At 63.2% G+C, this 24,680-nt stretch carries 18 protein-coding genes and 1 pseudogene; 4 read left to right on the top strand and 15 right to left on the bottom strand.

Features of this window, described 5'->3' with window-relative positions; genetic code table 11:
* Positions 1-44: 44 nt before the first annotated feature.
* Positions 45-1,238, top strand: coding sequence for a urate hydroxylase PuuD (locus NH14_RS31630; protein ID WP_035532543.1), 1,194 nt, complete (start codon positions 45-47; stop codon positions 1,236-1,238).
* A gap of 86 nt (positions 1,239-1,324) precedes the next feature.
* Here NH14_RS31630 and NH14_RS31625 read toward each other — a convergent pair whose 3' ends face one another.
* The 4 genes from NH14_RS31625 to NH14_RS31610 form a co-directional block, all read right to left on the bottom strand.
* On the bottom strand, positions 1,325-2,926 hold the full coding sequence (locus NH14_RS31625; RefSeq protein ID WP_084225871.1) for a TolC family outer membrane protein: 1,602 nt from the start codon (positions 2,924-2,926) through the stop codon (positions 1,325-1,327).
* Positions 2,923-5,037 carry a peptidase domain-containing ABC transporter gene (locus tag NH14_RS31620; protein ID WP_035532541.1) on the bottom strand — a complete coding sequence of 705 codons (2,115 nt, stop codon included), beginning with the start codon at positions 5,035-5,037 and terminating at the stop codon, positions 2,923-2,925. The genes NH14_RS31625 and NH14_RS31620 overlap by 4 nt, the downstream gene beginning before the upstream one ends.
* A 1-nt stretch (position 5,038) precedes the next feature.
* Positions 5,039-6,256 (bottom strand): HlyD family secretion protein, encoded by a 1,218-nt coding sequence (locus NH14_RS31615; protein WP_035532539.1) that lies wholly within the window; start codon positions 6,254-6,256, stop codon positions 5,039-5,041.
* A 99-nt stretch (positions 6,257-6,355) separates the two neighbouring features.
* Positions 6,356-7,312: a hypothetical protein gene (locus tag NH14_RS31610; protein ID WP_052148435.1), complete on the bottom strand. Its 957-nt coding sequence runs from the start codon at positions 7,310-7,312 to the stop codon at positions 6,356-6,358.
* A 603-nt stretch (positions 7,313-7,915) separates the two neighbouring features.
* Here NH14_RS31610 and NH14_RS34195 point away from each other — a divergent pair.
* Together NH14_RS34195 and NH14_RS31605 are read left to right on the top strand one after the other, a co-directional pair.
* Positions 7,916-8,050 (top strand): annotated as a pseudogene (locus NH14_RS34195) (ESPR domain-containing protein); the annotation flags it as partial.
* A gap of 114 nt (positions 8,051-8,164) precedes the next feature.
* Complete coding sequence (locus NH14_RS31605; RefSeq protein WP_244143487.1) at positions 8,165-12,112, top strand: YadA family autotransporter adhesin; 3,948 nt, start codon at positions 8,165-8,167, stop codon at positions 12,110-12,112.
* Between the two features lie 114 nt (positions 12,113-12,226).
* On the opposite strand, the gene NH14_RS31600 is transcribed toward NH14_RS31605, so the two are convergent.
* The 11 genes from NH14_RS31600 to NH14_RS31550 all read right to left on the bottom strand — a co-directional run bounded on the left by NH14_RS31600 (position 12,227) and on the right by NH14_RS31550 (position 23,752).
* On the bottom strand, positions 12,227-12,754 hold the full coding sequence (locus NH14_RS31600; protein ID WP_237179838.1) for an ureidoglycolate lyase: 528 nt from the start codon (positions 12,752-12,754) through the stop codon (positions 12,227-12,229).
* 112 nt (positions 12,755-12,866) lie between these two features.
* On the bottom strand, positions 12,867-13,388 hold the full coding sequence (gene uraD, locus NH14_RS31595) for a 2-oxo-4-hydroxy-4-carboxy-5-ureidoimidazoline decarboxylase (RefSeq protein WP_035532535.1): 522 nt from the start codon (positions 13,386-13,388) through the stop codon (positions 12,867-12,869).
* Positions 13,385-14,344, bottom strand: a complete 960-nt coding sequence (gene puuE, locus NH14_RS31590; protein WP_035532532.1) for an allantoinase PuuE — start codon at positions 14,342-14,344, stop codon at positions 13,385-13,387. The genes uraD and puuE overlap by 4 nt, the downstream gene beginning before the upstream one ends.
* A 256-nt stretch (positions 14,345-14,600) precedes the next feature.
* Complete coding sequence (locus tag NH14_RS31585) at positions 14,601-15,389, bottom strand: aspartate/glutamate racemase family protein (protein ID WP_035532530.1); 789 nt, start codon at positions 15,387-15,389, stop codon at positions 14,601-14,603.
* 34 nt (positions 15,390-15,423) lie between these two features.
* A complete protein-coding gene (locus NH14_RS31580; RefSeq protein ID WP_035532528.1) occupies positions 15,424-16,938 on the bottom strand; it encodes an NCS1 family nucleobase:cation symporter-1 in 1,515 nt (504 codons plus the stop codon).
* A gap of 369 nt (positions 16,939-17,307) precedes the next feature.
* A complete protein-coding gene (locus NH14_RS31575; RefSeq protein WP_035532524.1) occupies positions 17,308-18,030 on the bottom strand; it encodes a GntR family transcriptional regulator in 723 nt (240 codons plus the stop codon).
* Between the two features lie 313 nt (positions 18,031-18,343).
* The gene (ldcA, locus tag NH14_RS31570; RefSeq protein WP_035532521.1) at positions 18,344-19,270 is read right to left on the bottom strand and encodes a muramoyltetrapeptide carboxypeptidase; all 927 of its coding nucleotides are present in this window, start codon (positions 19,268-19,270) and stop codon (positions 18,344-18,346) included.
* A 133-nt stretch (positions 19,271-19,403) separates the two neighbouring features.
* On the bottom strand, positions 19,404-19,979 hold the full coding sequence (tadA, locus tag NH14_RS31565; protein ID WP_052148440.1) for a tRNA adenosine(34) deaminase TadA: 576 nt from the start codon (positions 19,977-19,979) through the stop codon (positions 19,404-19,406).
* A gap of 116 nt (positions 19,980-20,095) precedes the next feature.
* Complete coding sequence (locus tag NH14_RS31560; protein WP_035532517.1) at positions 20,096-20,494, bottom strand: DnaJ family domain-containing protein; 399 nt, start codon at positions 20,492-20,494, stop codon at positions 20,096-20,098.
* Between the two features lie 548 nt (positions 20,495-21,042).
* Positions 21,043-22,239: an amino acid aminotransferase gene (locus tag NH14_RS31555; protein WP_035532514.1), complete on the bottom strand. Its 1,197-nt coding sequence runs from the start codon at positions 22,237-22,239 to the stop codon at positions 21,043-21,045.
* Positions 22,240-22,336: 97 nt separating this feature from the next.
* Complete coding sequence (locus NH14_RS31550; RefSeq protein WP_052148433.1) at positions 22,337-23,752, bottom strand: amino acid permease; 1,416 nt, start codon at positions 23,750-23,752, stop codon at positions 22,337-22,339.
* Between the two features lie 254 nt (positions 23,753-24,006).
* Here NH14_RS31550 and NH14_RS31545 point away from each other — a divergent pair, with 254 nt between their 5' ends.
* A complete protein-coding gene (locus NH14_RS31545) occupies positions 24,007-24,480 on the top strand; it encodes an Lrp/AsnC family transcriptional regulator (RefSeq protein WP_035532512.1) in 474 nt (157 codons plus the stop codon).
* The last annotated feature ends 200 nt before the right edge of the window (positions 24,481-24,680 follow it).

Raw genomic sequence — 24,680 nt, 5'->3', positions numbered from 1 at the left:
CGCATAGCCGTCCGCGCGCAACGAATCAGGATTGGAGGAGTTTCATGGAAGGCTTTATTACCGACTGGCTGAACCTCGCGTTGCGCTGGTTCCACGTCATCGCGGCCATCGCCTGGATTGGCGAGTCGTTCTACTTCGTCGCACTCGACAACAGCCTCAAACCGCCTACGGACCCGAACCAGAAGCGTCGCGGCGTGTTCGGCGAGCTGTGGCACGTGCACGGCGGCGGCTTCTACAACATGCAGAAGTACACCGTCGCGCCGCCCGAAATGCCCGATGACCTGCACTGGTCGAAGTGGCCTTCGTACACGACGTGGCTCTCGGGTGCGTCGCTGTTCACGGTGCTCTACCTGATGGCGCCGAACACGTACCTGATCGACAAGAACGTGCTCGACATGGGCCCGGTCGTCGCGGTCTTCTCGGCACTCGGCTTTCTCGCCGCCGGCTGGATCGTCTACGACACGCTGTGCCGCACGCTCGGCACGAACGACAAGCTGCTCGGCGTTTGCGTCGGCATCTATGTCGTGGTCGCAGCCTACCTCGCCTGCCACATCTTCTCGGGCCGCGCAGCGTACCTGATCATGGGCGGCATGCTGGCAACGATCATGTCGGCGAACGTGTTCTTCGTGATCATCCCGGGCCAGCGCAAGATGGTCGCCGCGATGCTCAAGGGCGAAACGCCGAACCCGATCTACGGCAAGCGCGGCAAGCAGCGCTCGGTGCACAACACCTACTTCACGCTGCCCGTCGTGTTCGCGATGCTGTCGAACCACTACGCAATGACGTACGCACACGCCTACAACTGGGCCGTGCTCGTCGTGATCATGCTGGCCGGCGCGCTGATTCGCCAGTTCTTCGTGATGCGTCACCGTGGTCAGCAGCTGTGGTATCTGCCGATCGGCGGCGTGGTGCTGATGCTCGTCGCACTGGTCTGGACGATGCCGAAGCCGGTCGTGCCGCAAGCCGAAGCCGCGAACGCTCCGTCGATCAAGGTTTCGGACATCCAGCCGATCCTGCAACAGCGTTGCGCGGGCTGCCACTCGGCTCACCCGACGATGATGGGCGCAGCGCCCGCCGGCGTGATGCTCGATACGCCCGACGAAATCTCGCAGAACGCTCAGCGTCTGTACCAGCAGGCTGTCACGCTCAAGGCCATGCCGCTTGGCAACGTCACGCACATGACCGATGATGAGCGCCAGAAGATTGCAGCGTGGTTCCAGGGTGGCGCAAAGCAGTAATCGCCCTCGCCGCGAATCAGGCAGTTAAGCAAGATGAAAAAGCCCGAAGCGCAACGCTTCGGGCTTTTTTTCGTTGATCGATCAGATCAGCGAACGGCCGGCGCATAGCTATTCAAGGCCTGCGCGGCGGGCGCCATGTCCGCCGCAGAAAGCACGCGTTGCGCCCGCGGCGCAGCCTGCGACGGTGCGCTTTGTACAGGCGTTGCCTCTGCGCGTTTTGGCGTGACAGGCATCCCAGCGGGCTCCGCAGACCGCGCAATAGAAGCCTCGCTATCGACGACGTTGCGCACGACCGGCTCGGCAATAGGCGCGCTTGCCTGCTTCGCACTGACCTGGCTTGCCGTGGCAAGCGGCTTCCCGCGCTCAGGCGCCCCGCCGTTCGCGAAAAGCTGTGCATTGATGCGGCCCACTTCGTCCAGGTCAAGCGTGGCTGTCTGCGAGAGCAGCTTTAACAACGCGAGCACGGATTCATAGCGCGCGCGGATCAAGTCGCGGCGGCTCGCGTAGAACGTATCGGTCGCACGCAGCACGTCCAGACTCGTGCGGCTTCCCACACCGAAGCCGATGCGCGTCGCGTCGAGCGCCGTTTGCGAACGCCGCACGACCTGTTCGAGCGCGCTCACGCGCGCCTGCCCCGACGTCACGCGCAGCCACGCGTCGCGCGCGCCCGCTCCCGAGTCGCGCACCGCCACGTCGAGCTCGTCGCGCGCCTTGTCTTCCAGCGCCTTCGCCTCGTCGACTTTCGCCGAGATCTCGCCGCCCGCAAAAAGCGGAATCGTGACGGCGAGCATGCCGGTCGTGGTCGTCGTGGGTCTCGCATAGCCTCCCGCCGCGCCGGCTGGCGTGTGACTCACCTGCAAGTCGACCGTCGGATAACGTCCCGCCCGCGCCTTCTCGGTGTCGAACTTCGCGATTTGCAGGGCCACCTCGCCGATCTGCACCGCGTAGCCGTGCGTTTGCGCCTGCGTGACCCACGGTTCGACATCGGCAGGCTGGAGCATGGGCGCGCCGCCGGGCGGCAGCGGCGCGAGCGTCTCCGCGGATTTTCCGGAAAGCCGTTCGAGCGATGCGCGCGCGAGACGCGCCTGGCTCTGCGCGTCGAGCAACTGGAGTTGCGCCTGTGCGCGGCTCGCTTCGCCGTCCTGCACATCGATGAGCGTCGCCTCGCCTGCTGACTTCGCGCGTCTGACCAGCGCGAGATGTGCGTCGAGCGCGCGCAGATAGTCCGTCGCTCGTGCCACCTCGTCGCCGGCCGCAAGCGCATCGAAATACGCGCGCGCTGCGGCAAGGACGGTGTCCTGGGTCGCATTGGCCGCCTGCAGGCGCGCGCGCACGACCTCGTAGTCGGCCTGGCGGTACGCAGTCCAGCTCGCCCAGTTGAAGACCGGTTGCGTCAACCCGATCGTCCAGCCGCTCTGCCAGTAATGCTGAGTCGGAAAATCCTCGGTCACGATGCCGTTATAGGCCCGCCCCCAACCGCCCGTGACCCGAGGCAGGAGCCCCGCGCGCGCCTTGGGCACGGCCTGCGCGGCAGCGCGCGTCGCAGCGCGCGAAGCGGCCAGCGCCGGGTCGTGATCGAGCGCGTCGTCGACCACGGAAAGCAGGTCGGCGGCATGCGCGCCGCTCACGAGCAGGAAACACGCGAGCGCGAGCGCGCGCACGCCGCGGCCGGGACGCGCGCCGCTCATGCCATGCCCTCCATCGCCGCGCCGGCGTGCTCGCGCTCGACGCGCACGAACGCACCGTCGACGAGACGATAGTGCCGCTCGAAACCTTCGGCCATGGCAACGTCGTGCGTGATCACCACGACCGTGCGGTCGAGCCGCTGCAGCAGCGCCGATATGCGCCGCACCGCTACGGGGTCGAGATTCGAGGTCGGCTCGTCGAGCAGCAGCAACTCGCGCCGCTGATAAAGCGCGCGTGCAAGCAGCAGCCGCTGCCGCTGGCCGGCGGAAATATTCGCGAGCGAATCGCTGATGATCGTGCGCGTGCGCATCGGCAAGCGCATCACGTCATCGAGCAGCCCGACCTCCTCCAGCAGCTTGAGAATGCGCGCTTCGTCGGGATTGCCTTCGAAGAGCGAAATATTGTCCGCGATCGAACCGTGCAGAATGATGTCGCCCTGGCGCATGTGAACGGCGTGGCGGCGGATTTCGTCCACGCTCAGATTGGGCCAGGCGACGCCGTTGAGCGTGATCTCTCCTTGCTGCGGCACTTCGGAAGCGGCCAGCAATTTGAACAGCGTGGACTTGCCCGCGCCCGACGGTCCGGTAATGACGATCTTGTCGCCGCGCGCGATATCGATGCTGGCCCCGGCGAGCACGGGCTGGTCGGAGACGCCATAGGCAAAGGTCACGTTACGCACGCCAATGCGCTCGAACTCGCGCACCTCGACAGTCTTGTGCACGTCGGCGAGCGCCGTATAGCGCTCCGGCTCGCAGGCAACGATGTCGTCGACGCGCGCGACCGGCACGCTCAGCATGTAGTACGCAAAACCCGTGTTGATGGTGGATGCGATCCGCTCCGAAAACAGCGCCTTATAGATCATGAACGAGTAGAACGCGCCAACCGAGAGCACGCCGCCAAGCATCAGCTTCGCGGCGAACCAGGTGACGACCAGGGTTTCCACATGCATGAGCAGCTTGAGCACGGCATCGCGCGTAGCGGCGAGCCGGCTGCTGCGGAATAGCGCCGACGCATAGGTGCGAAAGATCTCCATGTAACGCGCCACGCGCCGCGTCTCGCCTTGCGACAGCTTGATGAGCGATGCACCGCGTACGGTCTCGAAGAGCGCGTCGTCGCAACGTGCGCCCTCCTGGAGCACGCGCGCGTGGGCATCGCGCATCGATGCGAAGATCGCTCCGGAAACGATGACGTAGACAGCAAAAATCACCAGGACGAGGAGCGATAGTTTGACGTTCTGAACGAACATCAGGAGCATCGCCAGCAACCCGACCGTGATGTCGATGTAAAAAGACACGGCCTTGCGCGACGCGAAACCGTTGATCTCATCCTGGGATTTGAAGCGCGTGAAGATATCCCCGACGTTGCGCTTCTCGAAATACGCGATGGGCACGCGCAACAGATGCGCAAACAGCCCCTCCGTGGCATTCACGCTCATGCGCGCATAGAGCAACTCGACCAGCACGCCCTGCACGTACTGGCTAAGCGCGCCCACGAGAAAGATCGACCCGAACGTGAGTGCGAGCACGTTGAGTAGTTCGAGATTGTCCGCGGACACGACATGATCGAGCACGAACGAGCCGAAATAAGGTTGCGCGAGAATCGCGAACTGCGCCCCGAGCGCGACGAAGAGAATCTTCCCGAACTGGCCGCGCAACTGCGGATTGAGCGCACGCACGCGCGCGAGCGCGGCGGGCACCCGCGAGCGCCGTTTGATCTGCGTGAGCGCCGGTGTGGGCGCGCATTCGATCAGATAGCCGGATACGCACGAGAGGAAGGTGTCCATGGCGATGCGCCGGCGTCCGACCGCCGGGTCGAGCAACGTGACGTAATGGCGCGAGGCGCGCTCGAACACCACGAAATGCGCGCCGCCGAAGTGGATGATCGAGCCGCGCTTGATCTCGCCCACCTGCGAGGCGTCGAAGCGGAACGCCTGAACTTCGAGGCCAAAATCGGTTGCCGTGTCGTACAAGTCCATCAACGAAAGACCGTTCGCCGAGATCGGCCGATACGCAGAAAGCTCGCGGACTTCCGTGGCACGGCCGAAATGCGAAAGCACCATGGCAAGGCACGCGTAGCCGCACTCGGCGACTTCGTTCTGGTAAATCACCTGCATTTCAGCCTCGTACGATCTTGAACAACGGCTCGAGCACCCATTCCGCGATGGTGCGCCGCTCGACGACGACACTCGCGGTCGCCTGCATGCCCGGCAGAATGTCGAAACGCTGCGAACCATAGTGGAACGTGTTGCCGGGCAGCGTGACCCACGCAACATACTCGTCGCCCTGCTCCGGCGGCTTGCCGCCCGCAGCCGCGGTAGCTGCGTCCGCTCCGGTGGGCGGCGACGCAGCCGCTACCGTCGTGTGCGAAATCGAATTGATGCGTGCCTCGTATGAACCGAAGCGTGCGTAGGGAAATGCATCGAACTTCAGGCGTACCGTCTGTCCCTCGTGCACGAAGCCGCGCCGGCGTGACGGAATGCGCAATTCGGCGCTCAAGGGCTGCTTCGGATCGGTGACGATCACCATCGCCACGTCGTCGGGCTGCAGCGTGCTTCCCTGCACGAGGCGCGAGAATGTGACCATACCCGCTTTCGGCGCCGAGATCGTCGCGTCGCGCCGGTTTTGCTCGAAGCGCACATCCGCCTCCTGGAGTTCGCGCGCATGGCTCGATTCGAGTTCCTTGAGTTGCGCGGCGAGCGCCGTCTGTGTGTTTTGCAGATCGGCGATCGCTGCCTGGGCCTGCTGACGCCGCGACGCCGCCTCGGCGTTCGCGATGCGGCTCTGGTGCAAGTCCGCGCGCGCCTGCTCGACACGATCGGCGGCGACATAATCGGAAACGGATTCAAGACGCGCCAGCTTCTTTTGCGCCTCGCTCACGAGCAGGCTGTTCTGCGCGCCCTGCACGCCCAGTTCAGCAAGTTCCGCGCGGCGGCTGGCCTCGTTGCTGCGTGCCGTGGAGAGCTGCGTCGTGAGTTCGATATGACGCTGCGTATAGCGCGCGTCGGCGGCACGGCGCTCCTCGTCGCGCACCTGAGCGTCGAAGGCCGTTCGGCGCGTGCCGTCGGTCGCGAGCGACAGGTCGCGCTCGACACGAAAAAGCGGCTGGCCCGCGCTAACCTGCTCAGGCGGCTGAACATAGATCGACGAGATCAACCCGCTCGCACCCTGTATCTTGATTTCAGCCGGCGACACGATTTCGCAGCGCACGTCCTGTTTTAGCTCTACCTCGCGCGTGAAGGCAAACGCCACGCCCAACACCACGATCGTCGATGCCGCGTAGGCAATCCAGCGCCAGCGGATATCCCGGAACTCGGGAAGATAAATCGGTTCCACGTTGTTGTTGTTCCCCTGCGGCCAGTCGTGCCGGCCGACGTGTTTTTTTCGGCGCCATGCGCCGTTTGGTCTACTCGTGCTTTTACTTCTTAAGGATTTCTAACGGGCTGCGGCAAAGTGATACACCGACGGATGCCCAGCGTAGAGCCAATGCGGATAATTTTCGCGACGCGCAATCTCAATATCGTTGGCGAGATGTTGCGGCGCATTGGCATCGGCAAGCGCAATAGGATCGAACATCCTAACGCCAAATCGTCCCTTCTCGAAACTCAGATAAAAGGGAAGCAGGAGTGCATCCACGGGCGCGCCAATCCGGAACACGCCGTTATGCACGCGCGCAGGCCGGCCGCCGATCGTCACCCCGACCGTCTCCATGGGAAATTTGGCCAATGTATAAGGCGGAACGTCGGAAAACACCACGGCCACGCCATCGCGACGCAATGCGCGTATGACCCGCAAGCCCAAACCATTGCGGCTTTCGCGGCCATTCTCGTCGTAGGTGTAAAGCACACGGATGGACGGAATCATCGCCGCGTCGTTGCCGTACATGTCACGCCGCACGCCGGAAACGACTGCCATCGATTCCATTCCCAGGACCCGGCGCACTTCGTCCACCACCCAGATGTTCGCGTACTGCGACACATAGTGAAACGGCGAGAGCACCACGACGCGACCAGGCTCTTTAGTCCTGATCTGGTTGATTCGCATCGCCAATTGCTGAGCGGCCGCGCGCAGATCGGGCCAGGCGTCCCGGCGCAGTGCGCGCCCGGCATAAATGCGTTCATCGAGCCACGCCTCGCGCACATCCGCACTCATCGTACGCAGCGCATGAGTGCGCCCAAGGCCTATATCAATGCGGCCGGTCTCGTAACGCGACACACCGTTTGCCCGGATGCCCCCGTCGAACGCCGACTTGACCATCCAGCTGGCAAGCGCCGCCCGCTCGATCGCGCCAAATGGCAAGCGTGCGAGCAACTGCCGACGCAGCACCAGCCGCCCACGGACAAGTCGTGCGCGAAAATGTTTGAAGTATCGTGAAAGTGTGCCGACGGACATTGCATGGTCCAACGATGTCTGAATGAACCAAAGGCTCAAAAGCCGAAAGGGGGTACATGCCCCCCTTTCGGTCAGATCAGACGATCAACGCGGAACCGGCGTCGGGTCCGGCTGCGGCTGGTTCTTGCACTTGCAGCAGCCGCCTGCGAGCTTGGCGTTGGCCAGTTGGCCACGATCGATTTTTTCCATTTTTTGGTTCTCCAATTTTCAGATGAAAGCCACCCCGTTTTGGTGGCGCGGCTATCTTAACAGCCGGAATTAAATCCAATCCATTATTGACACATTTCCATATTAATTTGCAAAACTTCACATATTTCTCAATTAAACAGAAAAATAAGCCGAAAAATAAGAATTTCGCTTTTATCGTTGCCGTCAAGGGGTAGAAATTCCAGCTTCATATTTATGTAAAAAAATTCCATTTCAGAAATTATGTCATCCTTAGAACTCGAATTAAGAATATTCGTATTCCTGACACTGGCATTCCACCCATAGAGTTGCGCAACGCATCGCCAAAACGGGGCTTCCTTTTTCGACAGCCGTGCACTCACACGGAGGTCGGTGGCGCATGCGCTGACGAAAATCAACTCTAATATGGTTGCCTGAATGAATAAGACCTATCGCTCTGTCTGGAGCGAAACAGACCAAACCTGGGTCGCCGCGCCCGAAACCGCAACGGCACACCGCAAATCTTCGCGCCGGCTTGCCGTCCTTGCCACCGGAGCTGTTGGATTTGCTGCAGGCCTCTCTTCCGCAACAACGGGTGCTGCAACGCTGACACCCGCGCAGCTTGCCGCTCTGTCGGCGGCGTCCTCCACTTCCAAAACCACCACCACCCCCACAGCCGTTGCCCCGGTGCCAGGAACCGTGGGCCAGGGCGGCCTCGAGATTTGCTCGGGTACCTCGGGATACTCGTGGGGCTCCGGTGGCGGCAGCCAGTCAGTTGATTGCTCCAGTGGCAACGGCAATTCCGACGGCCTCGCCTTCTCACTGAACAATGCGGCAGATGCAAAGGGTGGCTATGGATTCAGCGCGTCGACCGCGCAGGTCGCTGGTTACCAGAATGGCACGCTCGCTATCCGTGGCGCCAGCGTGATGGTTTACGGTCCGACGACGTTCGACAGCGTCGTCACGATGAGCAACCAGAAGATCGTGCAACTCGCGCCGGGCAAGATATCGGCGGACAGCACGGATGCCGTCAACGGCTCGCAGCTCTACGCGCTCGGCGTCGGCGTCGGCAACTCCGTCCAGTACGACTCGGCGGCACAGGATTCTGTCACGCTGGGTGGCGCGGCAGCCCATAAACCGGTCGCACTGCACAACGTTGCGAACGGCGAACTCTCGGCAGCCAGCACCGACGCGGTCAACGGCGGCCAGCTCTACGCCACGAACTCGAACATCTCGAACCTCGCTGGCGACGTCACCAACATTCAAGGCGACATCACCAACATCAACGGCAAGCTCGCTGATGCGGTGGTCTACGACTCGTCCGCACACGATTCGCTGACGCTCGGCGGCGCCGATGCAAGCGCTCCGGTCGCGCTGCACAACGTTGCGAACGGCGAACTCTCGGCAGCGAGCACCGACGCGGTCAACGGCGGGCAGCTCTACGCCACGAACTCGAACATCTCGAACCTTGCTGGCGACGTCACCAACATTCAAGGCGACATCACCAACATCAACGGCAAGCTCGCCGATGCGGTGGTCTACGATTCGTCGGCGCACGATTCGCTGACGCTCGGCGGCGCCGATGCAAGCGCTCCGGTCGCACTGCACAACGTTGCAAACGGCGAACTCTCGGCAGCCAGCACCGACGCGGTCAACGGCGGGCAGCTCTACGCCACGAACTCGAACATCTCGAACCTCGCTGGCGACGTCACCAACATTCAAGGCGACATCACCAACATCAACGGCAAGCTCGCTGATGCGGTGGTCTACGATTCGTCGGCACACGATTCGCTGACGCTTGGCGGTGCCGATGCAAGCGCTCCGGTCGCGCTGCACAACGTTGCAAACGGCGAACTCTCGGCGGCCAGCACCGATGCAGTCAACGGCGGCCAGCTCTACGCCACGAACTCGAGCATCTCGAACCTCGCTGGCGACGTCACCAACATCAACGGCAAGCTCGCCGATGCGGTGATGTACGACTCGTCGGCGCACGATTCGGTAACACTGGGTAATGCAAGCGACATGAAGCCGGTCGCGCTGCACAACGTCGCGAATGGTGAAGTCTCGGTTGCCAGCACCGACGCCATCAACGGTTCGCAGCTCTATGACGCCATCCAGAAGTTCGACGGCAAGTCGACGCACTACGTCGGTATCAACAGCACGCCGAACGATGGCAACTACAACGGCGAAGGCGCAACCGGCGATGCCGCGATCGCCATCGGTGCGAACGCACTCGCCAGCGGCGACAACGCGCTCGCCATCGGCGCAGGCGCCACTGCGTCGCACAGCAACGCAGTCGCACTCGGCGCGGGCTCGACGACGGCAGCCGCCGTCGCAACGCCGGACGCCACGATCGGTGGCCAGAACTACACCTTCGCGGGCAGCAATCCGGCTAGCACCGTCAGCATCGGCAGCGCCGGCAATGAACGCACGCTCACGAACGTCGCAGCCGGCCGCCTGAGCGCATCGTCGACCGACGCCATCAACGGCTCGCAGCTTTACGCGACCAATAGCGCAATCGACAACATCGCGCAGAGAAACGCCAACGCCGTGGAGTATGACGATTCGAGCAAGAGCGCGATCACGCTCGGCGGCGCGCAAGGCACGAAGCTCATCAACGTCGCGGCAGGAGACGTGTCGGCTTCGAGCACGGAAGCGGTCAACGGCGCACAGCTGTACGACGTCGCCGCAAGCACCAATACCGCCATTACGAAGATCAACAACACGCTGACCACAGCGGGTTGGGGCGCGCAGGCTACGTCGTCGGATCCCACCGCTTATACATACGGCGGCTTCGTCATGGACGCCAACGGCAAGGTCAGCAATCCTGCCGTTCTCTACGTTCCGAACACCATCGGGACCTCAGGATCGCAAATCGTCCTCGATCCGGGCAAGGGCAACAGTCCGTATTTCATCAACGGCAACCGGAGTCAATACCTGCCCAAGGGCACCGTCATCAGCAACGTGGCGAACGGCGAGGTGGACACCGACGCGGCCAACGTGGGCCAAGTCTACGATATCGTCAGTGCGGCAACGGGTGGCGGCGTCAAGAGCACCTTGCTGCGTGCGCAGGCGCCTGACGTGAATGGCACCTCCGGCGTCAACTCGGCCGGCCTCACGCGGACCTATACGACTGCGGCGTATTACTCGCAGGTCAGTGGCCTCGCGGACAGCTCCGGTTCGCAGGGTCCGTCCGACGTGGCGCGCGCTTCGGGTGCCGGCTCTATCGCGATAGGTTCCAACGCCTTCACGCCTGCGGCGAACGGCGTGGCCCTCGGCGTGCAAGCCTATGCGAGCGCGAAGGACGCGGTTGCAATCGGCGCAGGCTCGGTGGCGAACCAGTCGAACACGGTCTCGGTCGGCAATGACGGCACGGGCTCGTATGTCGCCTATGACGCGAACGGCCAGGTCCAGACGATCCAGAACGCCGTCAACACGCGCCGCATCGTCAATCTGGCAGCAGGCCAGGGCGACACCGACGCAGTCAATGTCGGCCAACTGCGCAGCGTGGCAGCAGCATTGGGCGGCGGCGCCGGCATCAACGCGGCGGGCGGCCTGATCGCACCGTCCTACTCGGTGGGCGGCACGACGGTGAACACGGTGGGCGACGCCATCGCCAATCTCGACAACCGCGTGCAGAAGAACACGGCCGAGATCGCGGCGCTGGCTGCGGACGCAACGACCTCGCCGGCAACGGTCCTAAGCACGTCGAGCGCGGCAACGGCCTCGCCCGCGATGCGAATGGCTGCGGCATCGCGCTCGCTGCTCGGCGCTAACGCAAGCACGGCCGACAGCAGCTCCGTCCGGTCGATGGCCGCTGTTGGCGACACCGCGTCCAGCACCGACGCCGACGCAGTCCATTACGACAACGCCGACCACTCGAGCGTGACGCTGGCCAGCACGAGCGGCGGCAACGTCAAGCTGAGCGGCCTGTCGAACGGCGCCCTCTCGCTGGACAGCACGGACGCGGTGACCGGCCAGCAGCTCTACGCCACGAACCAGCAAGTCGACAGCCTGAACCAGGCCCTGCAGAACATCAGCGTGGGCGGCTCCACGGCGACCTCGATCAATTCGACGAGCGGCGTCGCGGCAGCTTCGGGCTCGCAATCGGTTGCGGTCGGTGGCGGCGCTGTGGCAATGGGCGCGAACTCGACGGCGATCGGCGACAAGGCCAACGCGTCGGCGAACAACGCCGTGGCCATCGGTGCGAACTCGATCGCGAACCGCGACAACGCGGTCTCGGTCGGCGCCGAAGGCTCCGAGCGTCAGATCGTCAACGTCGCAGCCGGCACGTCGGGCACCGATGCGGTCAACCTGAACCAGTTGAACAACGCGATGGCGCAGCAATCGAACGCGTTCGGTCAGCAAATCGGCAATCTGCAGAGCTCGATCAACACGGTTTCGAAGAACGCGTATGCCGGTGTGGCTGCTGCAATGGCCATGCCGAACCTCACGCCTTCGGGTCCGGGTCGCACGGTGGTCGCGGCAGGCGGCGGCTACTACATGGGCGGCAGCGCGGCGGCTGTCGGCGTAACGTATCGTTCGACGAACATGCACTGGCTCGTCAACGGTGGCGTCTCTGTCACGAGCACCGGCAACACGGCGGCTCGCGCTCAGGTCGGCTACGAGTTCTGATCACAGCCAAACCCGCATGACCGGGGCATGTCGCTAAGGCGCATGCCTCTTCAAATGCAAAAACCACGGCCTCGGCCGTGGTTTTTTCTTTCGCCAGCGCGATGCTTCAGCGCATCAGCGCTGCGCTGCCACCATCGCCTCTTCGGTCAGCCAGAGCGACTCCGGCAGATCCTGCTCGTTGAGGTTCAAGCCATCGCCGCCGCGGTCGACGACGATGAAGTCGCTCACCTCGCCCAGCGCGATCAGCGGGTGATGCCAGACGCCCTTCGCGTAGTTCACGCCTTGCCAGCCGTGCGAAACGAATGCGCGAATCTTCGTGACGTCCAGATCGCCCGCGGGCGCCACGACGACGAGATACGGCTTGTCGTTGAGCGGCACGAATGCCTGGCTGCCGAGCGGATGGCGCTCGAGCATCTTGATTTCGAACGGCAGTACGCGCGGCTGACCACGGAAGAGATTGACCAGCGTGCGACCATTCTCGTCCGTGACGTCTACTTTCGCCAGATCGTGATAGCGGATCGTCGTGCCCAGATTAATCGGAATTTGCTTCGCGCCGGCAAGCTCGATCACGTCGCCGAACGGCGCGAATGCCTCGGGGGTCAGCAGTTCGATTGCGAGTGTCATGCCAAGATCCTGTGTCATATCGCTCATATTCGTCTCGTTATCGCACTCAAGCGGGTGCATGCGCGAGCGCCGCAGTGCAGCGCTGTCGCAGACGCGCCGTCGCGATAATACGCGAGGCGCGGCGTCAATCTCATGCGTCGATCAACTCGTCGAGACGGAAGCGCGCGATGCGATAGATCTGGTCAAGACTCGCGCGCATTTCGTCGGCGCGGGTGTTGTTCACGCGTGACTCGAAATTCGCGATGATGCCGTGGCGGTCGTAGCCGCGCACCGCGAGAATGAACGGAAAACCGAACTTCTCGCGATACGCCTGGTTGAGGGTCTGCAGTTTGTCGAACTCTTCCTGCGTGCACAGGTTCAGGCCTGCACCGCTTTGCTCGCGCGTGGATTCGTCGGTCAGCTCGCCGCGCACGGCGGCCTTGCCCGCGAGTTCCGGGTGAGCGTTGATGAGCGCAAGCTGCTTCACTTCGCCAGCGGTCTCCACGATATGCGACATCGTCTTGTGCAACGTGTCGATGCTCGTGTAGGGGCGCTGCTGCGCCGCTGCTTCCGCCACCCAGGGCGAGTGCTCGAAAATGCCCGAAAGCGCTGCCACGAACGCGTCGGTCGAGGCGGTGTTCAACTGGTCGAGGGTGTATTGCATTGCCTTCATGCGGCGGCCCCGCGGTGGTCGTTCTGTTGCGGTTGATAGGGATGATGCTCGCGCCAGTGGCGCGCGATGTCGACACGACGCGTAACCCACACGCGGTCGTGCTGCTCGATATGATCGAGGAAGCGCTGCAGTGCGCGGAACCGCCCCGGGCGGCCGAGCAAACGGCAGTGCATGCCGATCGAGAGCATTTTCGGCGCTTCGTCGCCTTCTGCGTAGAGCACGTCGAACGCGTCGCGCAAATAGGTGAAAAAGTGATCCGCCGTGTTGAAGCCTTGCGGCGAGGCAAAGCGCATGTCGTTCGTGTCGAGCGTATAAGGCACGATCAACTGCGGCACGCTATTGCCACCGGTGACTTCGACGTCCATCCAGAACGGCAGGTCGTCGCCGTAATAGTCGGAGTCGTACAGGAAGCCGCCGTGCTCCGCCACGAGGCGGTGCGTATTGGGGCTATCACGACCCGTATACCAGCCTAGCGGGCGCACGCCCGTCACACGCTCGATCGCTTCCATGCCGAGCTTCATGTGCTCGACTTCGAGTTCGGGCGTGACATTCTGATAGTGGATCCAGCGATAGCCGTGGCATGCGATCTCGTGGCCGAGCTCGACGAATGCGCGCGCAACTTCGGGATGGCGCTCGATCGCCATGCCAACACCGAACACGGTGAGCGGCAGGCCGCGCTTTTCGAATTCGCGCAGAATACGCCACACACCCGCGCGCGAGCCGTATTCGTAGATCGACTCCATGCTCATATGACGCGCCGGGTAGGCGGCGGCGCCAACGATCTCGGAGAGGAATTGCTCGGAGGCCGGGTCGCCGTGGAGCACGCAGTTCTCACCGCCCTCTTCGTAATTGAGCACGAACTGCACTGCGACGCGCGCCTGACCGGGCCAGTTGGCCTGCACCGGATGCCGGCCATAGCCGATCAGATCGCGGGGATATTGGGGATCGAGTGGCATGCTGATCGAATCTTTCGAATGGATAACGAAACGTAAAAACCGCGCGGACGGTCCGCACCTGCAGAAACCGGTTGAACCAGATGAAAGCCTTGCGCCACAAGGCCTTGTGACGCGGCGGGCGAGACCGTTTTCAGGATCGGCCCAGTGTAGCTAAATCGCCCGGGCACGCCCATACGCACTGACAGATAGTAGGGGTCAAGCGAGATGTATGTGCCGCGCAAGCCCCGTCTGGCGCGGCACCGCGCCTGTTGCGCGTTTACCCGTACCGCAGCGGCCGTACTGGCGGCGGCGTGTCTGTGACGCTCGCCGCACTGGTCGGGCTAAAGTGCGCGAACTCGCCGTCGTAACGTTTCGCGAGGGGCCGCGCGAAGTCGCCCCGCTTGGCCGTCGTGAGACGCAGCGCGACCAGCGCCTCCACCCACTTCACGGCCGCTGTCACACCGTCCACCACCGGTACGCCAAGCGCGTCTTCCACCTGTGCGCACAGGCTCGTCATGCCGGCGCAGCCGAGCACGATTGCATCAGCGCCGTCTTCATCGAGCGCCCGCCGGCACTCGTCGACGATCGCACGGCGCGCCGCCGAGCCCGGCTCGTCGAGTTCGAGCACGGCCACGTCGATCGCCCGCACGTTGCGGCAAAAGCGGTTCATGCCGTAACGCTCGGCGAGATGCCAGGCCATCGCCTTGGTCCGCGAAAGCGTGGTTACGACAGAAAAGCCCGGCGCGAGCACGCTCGCCGCGTGCATGGCCGCTTCGGCAATCCCCACCACCGGCCCGCGCGCGAGTTCGCGTGCCGCGTACAGCCCTGGATCGCCAAAGCAGGCGATTACGTAACCGTCGAAACCCTCGCGCTCTCCCGCCTCCACCTCCGCGAGCAGACCCGGCGTCGCAAGCGCCTCGTCGTAGTAGCCCTCGATCGAGGGCGGCCCCATCGTCGGACTCACGGCGACGATCTCCGTGCCCGCCGCGGCCACCGTACGCGCGCACTGCCCCATCGCAGCCGTCATGCGCTGCGTGGTGTTCGGATTGATTAACTTGATACGCATGTCAGTTCTCTGCTCGTTTCGTGCTGGTTTCACATTACGCCCGTGCCCGTGCACGTTCGCCCATCGTCAAGGCGCGGTAGAACAGTGCGCCCAGCCCCGCGCCGATGAACCACGAGAAGTTCGCTGCGCTCTCGAGCGACGGCAGCATTACGCAGAGAATCGCAATGACCGCTGCGGGCAGCAGCGCCGACACCGCACGCCAGTTCACGCCGTTGCTGTACCAGTACGCGCCCTTCGGCGAGACGGTGTAGAGATCGTCGACTGCGAGACGGCCGCGCTTCACGAGATAGAAGTCAACTATCAGGACACCATATAAAGGTCCGATGAAGGCGCCAAGCACGTCGAGCGTGTAGTGAATCACGGCAGGGTTGTTGAAGAGATTCCACGGCGTGATGAAAATCGACGCCACCGCGGCAAGCATGCCGCCCGCACGCCAGCTGATGAGACGCGGCGCGACGTTCGAAAAATCGAATGCCGGCGAAACGAAGTTCGCGACGATGTTGATGCCGATGGTCGCGATCGTGAACGTCAGCGCGCCAAGAATGACGGCGGTGGGATGGTCGATGCGGCTAACCGTTTCCACCGGGTCGGTAATCAGTTGTCCGAACACAGGCAGCGTGGCCGAGGTCGTGATCACCGTGACGATCGAGAACGCAAGGAAGTTGACCGGCAAGCCCCAGAAGTTGCCGCGATGCACGCTCCGCAGCGATTTGCCGTAGCGCGAGAAGTCGCCGAAATTGAGCATCGGCCCCGAGAAGTACGACACCACGAGCGAAACCGCAGTGATCATCACCGGGATCACCTCCGCACCGTGATACTTCACGCCGCCGAGATTCAGGCCGATGTTGTGCCAGCCTGCGCGATACACCATGTAGCCCGCCAGAATGAACATCACCGCATAGACAGCCGGACCGGCGAAGTCGATGAACTTCTTGATGGTTTCCATGCCGTTCCAGAACACCAGTGCCTGCAGCACCCACAGTGTCATGAAACCGGCCCAGCCCATCGCCGAAAGTCCGAGCATGCCGTGCTTGTGGACGTCAGCGTATGGGAGCAGTTGCGGTACGAACTTGAGCACGACGATCACGAGCGCGCTCGACGCCAAATAAGTTTGGATTCCGTACCATGCCACCGCGATCAAACCGCGAATCACGGCAGGAATGTTCGCACCGAGCACGCCGAAGGTGCCACGGCACGCGACCGGATATGGCACGCCGTGGCGCTGGCTGGGCCGCGCGATGAGGTTGCAGAGCACGTTGACGAGCGAGATGCCGACGATCAGTACCAGCAACACCTGCCAGCTCGTCAGGCCGAGCGCGAAGAGACTGCCGGCGAACACGTAGCCGCCGACGCTGTGCACGTCCGACATCCAGAACGCGAAGATGTTATAGGCGCCCCAGGTCTGCTCTTTGAGCGGCGCGAGGTCTTCGTTGTAGAGGCGTTCGCTGTAGCCGGCCGGCAGGTGGACGTTGTCCGCCGTGTCGCTGCTCTCTGAAGAATCGAAATTGGGCACTGCCGGACTGCCTGGTGACGCGCTGAATTGAGCCATGATCCGCTCCTTGGGATGGGTACGCCGACGGAAAAAGACGCGTGAAACGCCTCGAAACGCGCGCTGCGCCGCATGCCGCGGCCGCCGCGATGTTCCCTGATGGCTCCGGATTCAGGCGGGGGCCTTGCACCCTCGCGGCGTCTGGCTCGACGCCCATCGCACCGTGCGGTCGCGCGTGCGCGCGCCCTGCCCGTGGTGCCGCCTTTCCGGCGAGCGCCTTAGCGACGCCCGCTGCCACATCGATCCTTTTCTCTCGCGCGCGGCGGCCTGCATTGCGTCGCGCCGCGCGTGTCTCCAGTTCAATTCAGTGTTGCAGTCTTGCCCGGCGCCGCACTTCTCCGTGCCGGTGAAAAATCATTCAATCTTTGCTTAACGCCCAGCCGCGGCTGCGGCACGCGTGCCGAACACGTCCTGCAGATCCACCGATGCGCCCGCCGGACGGTCGAGCATTCTGAGCTCGACGCCCTGCAGGTGGCGCGTCATCAGCGCGGTGGCTTCCTGCACCTGGCCGGACTCCAGGGCCTGTACGATCGCCTCGTGGTCGTCGAAGGAGCAAGGGCTGCGTCCCGGCGACTCGTAGAGCGCGGAGATCAGCGTCGACCGCGCGACGAGGCCATTGAGGCAATCGCACAGCACTGTATTACCGGTCAGTGCCGCAAGCTCCGTGTGAAACTCTCCCGACAGCCGGATCCAGGCCGGAAAATCGCGCCCTTCGAACGCCTTGCGCTCGCGCCGGATGGTCTCGCCAATGCCCTTGAGCCGCCGGTTGCCATGTTGCGCACTGCAAATGCGCTCCACCACCGCAAGTTCGATGATGCGGCGCATCTCGAACACCTCGTGCACCTCCTGGAGCGACGGGCTGGCGACAAACGCGCCGCGGTTCGGCTCCAGATCAACGAGGTGATCGCCAGCCAGCAGCGAAAGAGCCTGCCGGATCGGCCCGCGCTTCACATTGAACACTTCGCACAACTGCGCTTCCGTGAGCTTCGCGCCAGGCGGCAAACGATGCTCGAGGATCGCGGCGCGGATACGCGCGGCAATGGCCTCGGGTTTCGTGCCGGTCGCGTCGGCTTCGGTATCGGCGTTTCGCATGTCTCTCACCTTGATGTTGTGTATCCTAGTTTGGACATAAAGATTGTCAACAATTTTCTCGACCAACCTGGGGAAGATACCCAGATCGGTGCCTGATACGCATGCCCAATTTTCGTCAAACCCGCGCCAATATGGGGAATCAGGCACCTCGCCAGTGAAATTCCACTCCGGTTCGCCCCATATTTTGTCAACAATTTAAGGGCGGCGACGCTGCCAGAACATTTGCCAAATTCTTCGCTTTTTGGCTGTTAGTTGCATATCCGCACACGGAAAAAGCGCCCGAAGGCGCCTCTTCCATCTCGCAATCGTCCAGTCAGGCCAGATATGGATAGTCGCTCACGGTGAGTTCGAAGCCGTGAGCGTCGGCCTTCAGATGCGCCTGGGCGCCAAACGGCAGCGTGACCATGTTGTCGATGTGGCCAAACGGCAAGCCCGTAACAACGGGAATCCCCACTACCGAGCGAACTTGCTCGACCATCGCCTGGAAGTCGTAGCCGTTGTCGTAGTCGTAGGATCTGCCACCGGAAAAGTCGCCGAGCACCAGCGCATGCTGGCGCGCAAGAATGCCGGAGAGATGGAGTTGATAAAGCATCCTCTCCACCCGGAAGGGCTGTTCATTGATGTCCTCGACAAACAGGATCCCGCCCTCCACCGGCGGCATATAGGGCGTACCGACGAGCGAAGTCAGCATGGCGAGATTGCCGCCCCACAGCATGCCCGACGCGTTGGCGTGCTGCGCCTGCGGCGCGTCGACCTTGAGCGTGAATTCGGGCTTCGAGAGCGCGTTCCAGAAGTGATGCATCGTGAAGCTACTCAACTCCGGCGCGCCGAAATCGCTCACGAGCATCGGGCCGCCGAATGTCGTGAGCCCCGCTTGTGCGTAGAGCGCAAGCTGGATCGCGGTGAAGTCGCTATGTCCGACCAATGCGATCGGCTGCCCGGCAAGGCGCTTTTGCAGGCTGTGGTAATCGAGGCCGTGCAGGATGCGCACGGCGCCGTAGCCTCCGCGTACGGCGAGCACGATATCGGGCAGGTCGCGCCCGGGATCGGCGAGACGGTTCAGTTCGGCGGCGCGCTGCCCGTCGGTGCCGGCAAAGCGCTGGAAGCGCCGTTCGACCGCCTCGGTTCCCTCTACGCGATGGCCCTCCGCGCGAAGACGCGTAATCCCGCGGTGCACGGCTTCCTGGTCATGCGGATAGCCCGACGGTGCAATCAGTTCGATGGTGTGATGCATGGTCATGGTCAACAGGTGAGGTAATTGGCGACCCTGCCATGCGCCTGCCCCGGCGCGGACGCGTAGCCGCCAGCGGCTATTATCCGTTGTTATCGATTGCTATCGCTGGTTGTTTCTGGTTGTTGCCGGTTATTGCTTGTTATTGCTTGTTTTCGGCCGCACCGGGCTCGGCATTGGCGACCGCAAGGGCCGCACGGCGCGCTTCGCGGCTCGCGCGGCGGCGCTCCGCAAAAAACGAGCGCAGTGCATCGCCGCATTCGGTCTCGAGCACGCCGCCCGCCACACTCGTGTGGTGGTTGAGCTGGCCGTTCGAAAAGGCGTCGACGACACTGCCGCATGCCCCGGTTTTCGGATCGCGCGCGCCGTACACCACGCGCGCGATGCGGGCGTGCATGATCGCACCCGCGCACATGAGGCACGGCTCCAGGGTCACATAGAGTTCGCAGCCGGGCAATCGATAGTTGCTCAACGCCGTGCCGGCGGCGCGAAGCGCGGCCATTTCGGCATGCGCCGAAGGATCGTGTGCGCCAATCGGATGGTTGAAGCCCGTCGCGACTACCTCGTCGCCACGCACCAACACCGCGCCGACAGGCACTTCGCCAGCCGCGCGCGCCGTTTCGGCCGCCTCCAGTGCAAGGCGCATGAAACGGCGGTCACGCTCGGAGACCGGTTCGCCGGCAGGCTCGGGTCGTCCTTCCGAAGCTTCGGGGGGGATGGGAGAGTCGGTCGATCCGGACGGATCGGCTTGCGGCGCGGTCTCGACCGGCAAGGGTTCGGAACGCTCTGCGTGGTGCTGCTCGACCTCGCACGGCGGCGTGGCGGCAGGCGCGCTCACGCGGCCCCCACCGCGGCGCCCTGCAGCGTCGCACGCTCGGTGAGGCGCTCGGCAATGCGGCGTCGGTACTCATGCGGCACCACCAGCGGGCCGCCGCGCAGCGACTCGAGCGCCATATCGAGCGCCAGCATGCGGGCGCGCAGCCGGCACTGCTCGGCCTTGTCGCTCACCTTCGCAAGTTCTTCTTCGAGATCGCGCAGTGCGCGAAGCTGTTCGACCGCGGGCGGCACGAAACCGGCATTTTTCAGAATGCGGTTCGCCACGCGCACCTCTTCGGGGACGAAAGGGTCGTCATCGAACGCCTGCGGCGCTCCGGCGCCCGGCAAATCGTCGAACTCGCCGCGCGCGGCTGCGGCGGCGATCCGTTGTTCGACGAGAGCATCAAGCAATTTCATCAGCAATCCACTACGTTGCGGCGAAAGCATTCTATCAGGGTAACACCTGGAAGACCCTGCGCGTTCTGTCATGGGTGACGTTCGATTCCCACAGATTGACAGACGGAGAATTTAATGCGATGCGCATATGCTGACCGGCAACGCAAAGCCGGATTTGTCTGATTGGAGCGCGCACGCCGCGTAGCTTATTTTCGAGCCAGATCCGGATCGACCGCAATCGAGCGGCGATCCGGCGGCTCAATTCCGCTTTCAGTCTCAACTCGGGCTCGATTCGAGCCCATTCGCGCTTAAACCACCATGAAATCTGCTTCGATTTTCGGCGCTTCGCCGGCCTCCGGCGATCGTACCGACGCCCCCTGGGCTCGTTCGCGCAGCTACCGCACCGTGCGGCGGCTGCGCCTAGGTGCTGCTTTAATGCTGCTGGCCGCCAGCCTTTCCGGCTGCGGTGTGTTCTGTGCCGCGGGCGGCGGCAGCGGCGGCATCGGAGGCGGATGCGGGGTAGGAACGGGAATGAGATTCTGAGGCGCCGCTGCGGGCGCCCCGGACTATCAGGCCTTCAGCACCTTGCCCACCGCATCGACCACGATGCTCACGTTGCTTTCGTTGAGCCCGGCGACACACATGCGGCCCGAGCGCAGGATATACACCCCGAACTCATCCTTCAGACGCTCGACCTGATCCGCGCTCAGGCCCGTGTACGTGAACATGCCGCGCTGCTTCACGTAGCGCGAAAGCGCCTCGCCGCTCACGTGCGCGGCGAGCCCGTCGTGAATCGCCCGACGCATGCGCGCGATACGCTCGCACATCGCCGCCAGCTCCGCCTCCCACGATGCCTTGAGCTCCGGGTTCGTGAGCACGCGCGTAACGATCTTCGCGCCGTGCGTCGGCGGATTGCTGTAGTTCGAACGCACTGCGCTCGTCAGTTGCCCGAGCACGCGATCGGCCGCCTGGGCGTCATCGCAGATGACGTGCAGACCGCCGCAGCGCTCGCCGTACAGCGAAAAGTTCTTCGAGAACGAATTCGCCACCAGCGCCGGCACGCCGCGCCGCCCAAGCTCGCGCACCGCGAATGCGTCCGCGTCGAGACCCGCGCCGAAGCCCTGGTACGCCATGTCGACGAACGGCAGCAGATCGCGCTTTTGCAGCACGTCGATCAGCTGTGTCCATTGCGACTCGTCCAGATCCACGCCGGTCGGGTTATGACAGCACGCGTGCAGCAGCACGACGCTCTTCGCCGGCAGCGCGTCGATGGCCGAAAGCATCGCCTCGAACTTCAGGCCACCGGTCGCTTCGTCGTAGTACGGGTAGGTGTTCACCACGAAACCCGCGCGCTCGAAGATGAAGCGATGGTTCTCCCACGTCGGGTCGCTCACCCACACCTGGCTCTGCGGAAAATAGCGCTTGATGAAATCGGCGCCCACCTTGAGCGCGCCCGAGCCGCCGAGCGTCTGCACCGTCGCGATGCGGTTCGCCGCACGCGACGGACACTGCGCGCCGAACACGAGCGTCTGCACAGCGTCGCGGTATTGCGCGAAGCCGGCCATCGGCAAATACGGCTTCGCGCCCGGTTCCGCCAGGATCGCCGCTTCGGCCTCGTGAACCGCCTTCATCACCGGCAGACGGCCTTCATCGTCGAAATAGATGCCAATGCTCAGATTGACCTTGTTCTGTCGCGGATCTTTCTGGAAGTTCTCGTTGAGCGAGAGGATCGGGTCGCCGGGATAGGCATCGATATGTTCGAACATGGCGTTTGCTTGTAAGTTGGCTTGCGGGTTATAGGCGCGGGTTTAAGGCAGCTACGAATGCTGCCCGAAGCGGTGCGATCTGGCGTGCGCTGGGCGCTTAGCGCGTCTGGACGCTGCCCTGCAGCGCCGGCTCCGCGCCACGGCGCCAGAAACGATACGCAAGCGCGAGCACCCCGAGCCAGACCGGAATCAGGTAGACGGAAATCCGCAGATCCGGAATCAGATACATTACAACGAGAATGCCGGCGAGGAACACCAGGCACAGGTAATTCGTGAGCGGATAGCCGAGGCTCTGAAAACGGGTCGCCTGGCCCGCGCGTGCCTTCTCGCGGCGGAACTTCAGGTGAATCAGGCTGATCATCGCCCAGTTGATGATGAGCGCGGACACCACGAGCCCCATCAGCAACTCGAACGCCCTGCCCGGCATGAAGTAATTGATGATCACGCAGGCCGCCGTCGCCACCGCCGTCACGGTGAGCGCCGCCAGCGGGATGCCGCGCCGGTTCACTTTGAGCAACGACTTGGGCGCATTGCCCTGCTGCGCGAGGCCGTAGAGCATGCGGCTGTTGCAATAGACGCCGCTGTTGTAGACCGAGAGCGCCGCCGTGAGCACCACGACGTTGAGCACGTTCGCAACCAGATTGCTGTTCATCGCGTGGAAGATCAGCACGAAGGGGCTGCCGCCCGACACGACCTTTTCCCACGGATAAAGCGAAAGCAGCACGCCCAGCGCGCCCACATAGAAAATCAGGATGCGATAGATCACCTGATTGGTCGCTCGCGGGATCGTGTGCGAGGGATCGTCGGCTTCGGCGGCGGTAATGCCGACGAGTTCAAGACCGCCGAACGAGAACATGACGACGGCCATCGACATCACGAGACCCGACATGCCATGGGGGAAGAAGCCGCCATGACGCCAGAGGTTCGAAACGCCCGCTTCCGGACCCGCCGAGCCCGAGAGCAGCAGCCAGCCGCCGAACGCGATCATGCCGACGATCGCCAGCACCTTGATGATCGCGAACCAGAATTCGAGCTCGCCGTACGACTTGACGCTCGCGAGATTGACGCCGTTGATCACGACGAAAAAGACGAGCGCCGACACCCAGGTCGGCAGCGCCGGCCACCAGTAATGCATGTAGATGCCCACGGCCGAAAGCTCGGCCATGCTCACGAGCACGTAGAGCACCCAGTAGTTCCAGCCCGACAGAAAGCCGGCGAACGGACCGAAGTATTTATCGGCGAAATAGCTGAAGGATCCGGCGACGGGCTCGTCGACGACCATCTCGCCCAGTTGCCGCATGATGAAGAACGCAACGATGCCCGCAATCGCGTAGCCGAGCAGCACCGAGGGGCCGGCGGTCTGGATCGTCTGCGCGATGCCGAGGAACAGTCCGGTGCCGATCGCGCCGCCCAACGCGATCAGCTGGATATGACGGTTTTTGAGGCCGCGCTTCAGGTGACCGTTCTGGTCGCCGGATTGACCACTACTGCCACGTTTATCGTTTGAAACCATGTCTCTTCCTGTCTCTTCTTTATCGATGCGTCCGCCGGGAATCCGGGTGGGATCCCAGCGCGGCCGCGCGAAATAAAATTGCGCGCGCAACCTTCTGCGCTGGCGCGCTCCCAAGGCCTTCAGCTTTGACCGACAGCCCTGTCAGGTGCGCCAAGTGTATAGGCGGAGCGGAAAAATATGATTTCATCTGATACGCAGGCAAACCCTGATTGGTACAATTTCATTTCGCATTAGCCACCCGCAAGGCAACGAAAGTGCAAAATTTCACCCTCGACCCCATCGACCTGCGGCTCCTTGCCGCGCTACAGGAGCACGGACGCGCCTCGAATCTCGAACTGGCCGCCGCCGTCAAGCTCTCGCCAGCCCAAACGCTGCGACGCCATCGCCGGCTCGAAGAGCTGGGAGTCGTCAAGCGCTACGAGACGCGGCTCGACGCCCAGGCGCTCGGCTTTGGTGTGGTCGCATTCATTCAGGTGACGATGGAGCGCGGGCACATGCGCGAGCTGGTCAAGTTCAAGGAGCTCGTCACGCAATTGCCGCAGGTGCAGGAGTGCTATTCCGTGACCGGCGATATCGACTACGTACTGAAGGTGGTGGCGCGCGATCTCAAGGCGCTGTCCGAATTCCTGCTCGACACGCTCATGCGCGCGCCCGGTGTGAGCAGCGTGCATTCGATCGTCTGCCTCGATGAACTCAAGGGAACGAGCGCCCTGCCACTGGAGGCGTGAATGGGCGGCGACAATTAGCTTGGCCGGTCGTTGACGTTTGTTTTGGCCGGTGGTGAGGAGTCGGAGGCGGCGTAGCCGCTGGAGACGACGAACCACCGGCGGCGCTGCGTCGGCGGGGCAATAGGATGGCTGATCGATTCTTAAAGAAGAAGCGGTCAGCACATGTCTGGAACCCGCATCACCGACCAACAGGTCCGCCT

Source organism: Paraburkholderia sacchari (genome assembly GCF_000785435.2).
In the GTDB taxonomy this organism is placed as follows: Bacteria; Pseudomonadota; Gammaproteobacteria; order Burkholderiales; family Burkholderiaceae; genus Paraburkholderia; species Paraburkholderia sacchari.
This window is presented reverse-complemented; position numbering and strand designations above follow the sequence as displayed.

Excerpts from the sequence above, each read along its gene's own strand:
- NH14_RS31585 (WP_035532530.1), bottom strand. The coding sequence starts at position 15,389 with ATGCGTATCAAGTTAATCAATCCGAACACCACGCAGCGCATGACGGCT.
- NH14_RS31555 (WP_035532514.1), bottom strand. The coding sequence starts at position 22,239 with ATGTTCGAACATATCGATGCCTATCCCGGCGACCCGATCCTCTCGCTC.
- NH14_RS31620 (WP_035532541.1), bottom strand. The coding sequence starts at position 5,037 with ATGCAGGTGATTTACCAGAACGAAGTCGCCGAGTGCGGCTACGCGTGC.
- NH14_RS31600 (WP_237179838.1), bottom strand. The coding sequence starts at position 12,754 with ATGACACAGGATCTTGGCATGACACTCGCAATCGAACTGCTGACCCCC.
- puuE (WP_035532532.1), bottom strand. The coding sequence starts at position 14,344 with ATGCCACTCGATCCCCAATATCCCCGCGATCTGATCGGCTATGGCCGG.
- ldcA (WP_035532521.1), bottom strand. The coding sequence starts at position 19,270 with ATGACCATGCATCACACCATCGAACTGATTGCACCGTCGGGCTATCCG.
- NH14_RS31630 (WP_035532543.1), top strand. The coding sequence starts at position 45 with ATGGAAGGCTTTATTACCGACTGGCTGAACCTCGCGTTGCGCTGGTTC.
- NH14_RS31580 (WP_035532528.1), bottom strand. The coding sequence starts at position 16,938 with ATGGCTCAATTCAGCGCGTCACCAGGCAGTCCGGCAGTGCCCAATTTC.
- NH14_RS31610 (WP_052148435.1), bottom strand. The coding sequence starts at position 7,312 with ATGTCCGTCGGCACACTTTCACGATACTTCAAACATTTTCGCGCACGA.
- NH14_RS31625 (WP_084225871.1), bottom strand. The coding sequence starts at position 2,926 with ATGAGCGGCGCGCGTCCCGGCCGCGGCGTGCGCGCGCTCGCGCTCGCG.
- NH14_RS31575 (WP_035532524.1), bottom strand. The coding sequence starts at position 18,030 with ATGCGAAACGCCGATACCGAAGCCGACGCGACCGGCACGAAACCCGAG.
- uraD (WP_035532535.1), bottom strand. The coding sequence starts at position 13,388 with ATGAAGGCAATGCAATACACCCTCGACCAGTTGAACACCGCCTCGACC.
- NH14_RS31560 (WP_035532517.1), bottom strand. The coding sequence starts at position 20,494 with ATGAAATTGCTTGATGCTCTCGTCGAACAACGGATCGCCGCCGCAGCC.
- NH14_RS31550 (WP_052148433.1), bottom strand. The coding sequence starts at position 23,752 with ATGGTTTCAAACGATAAACGTGGCAGTAGTGGTCAATCCGGCGACCAG.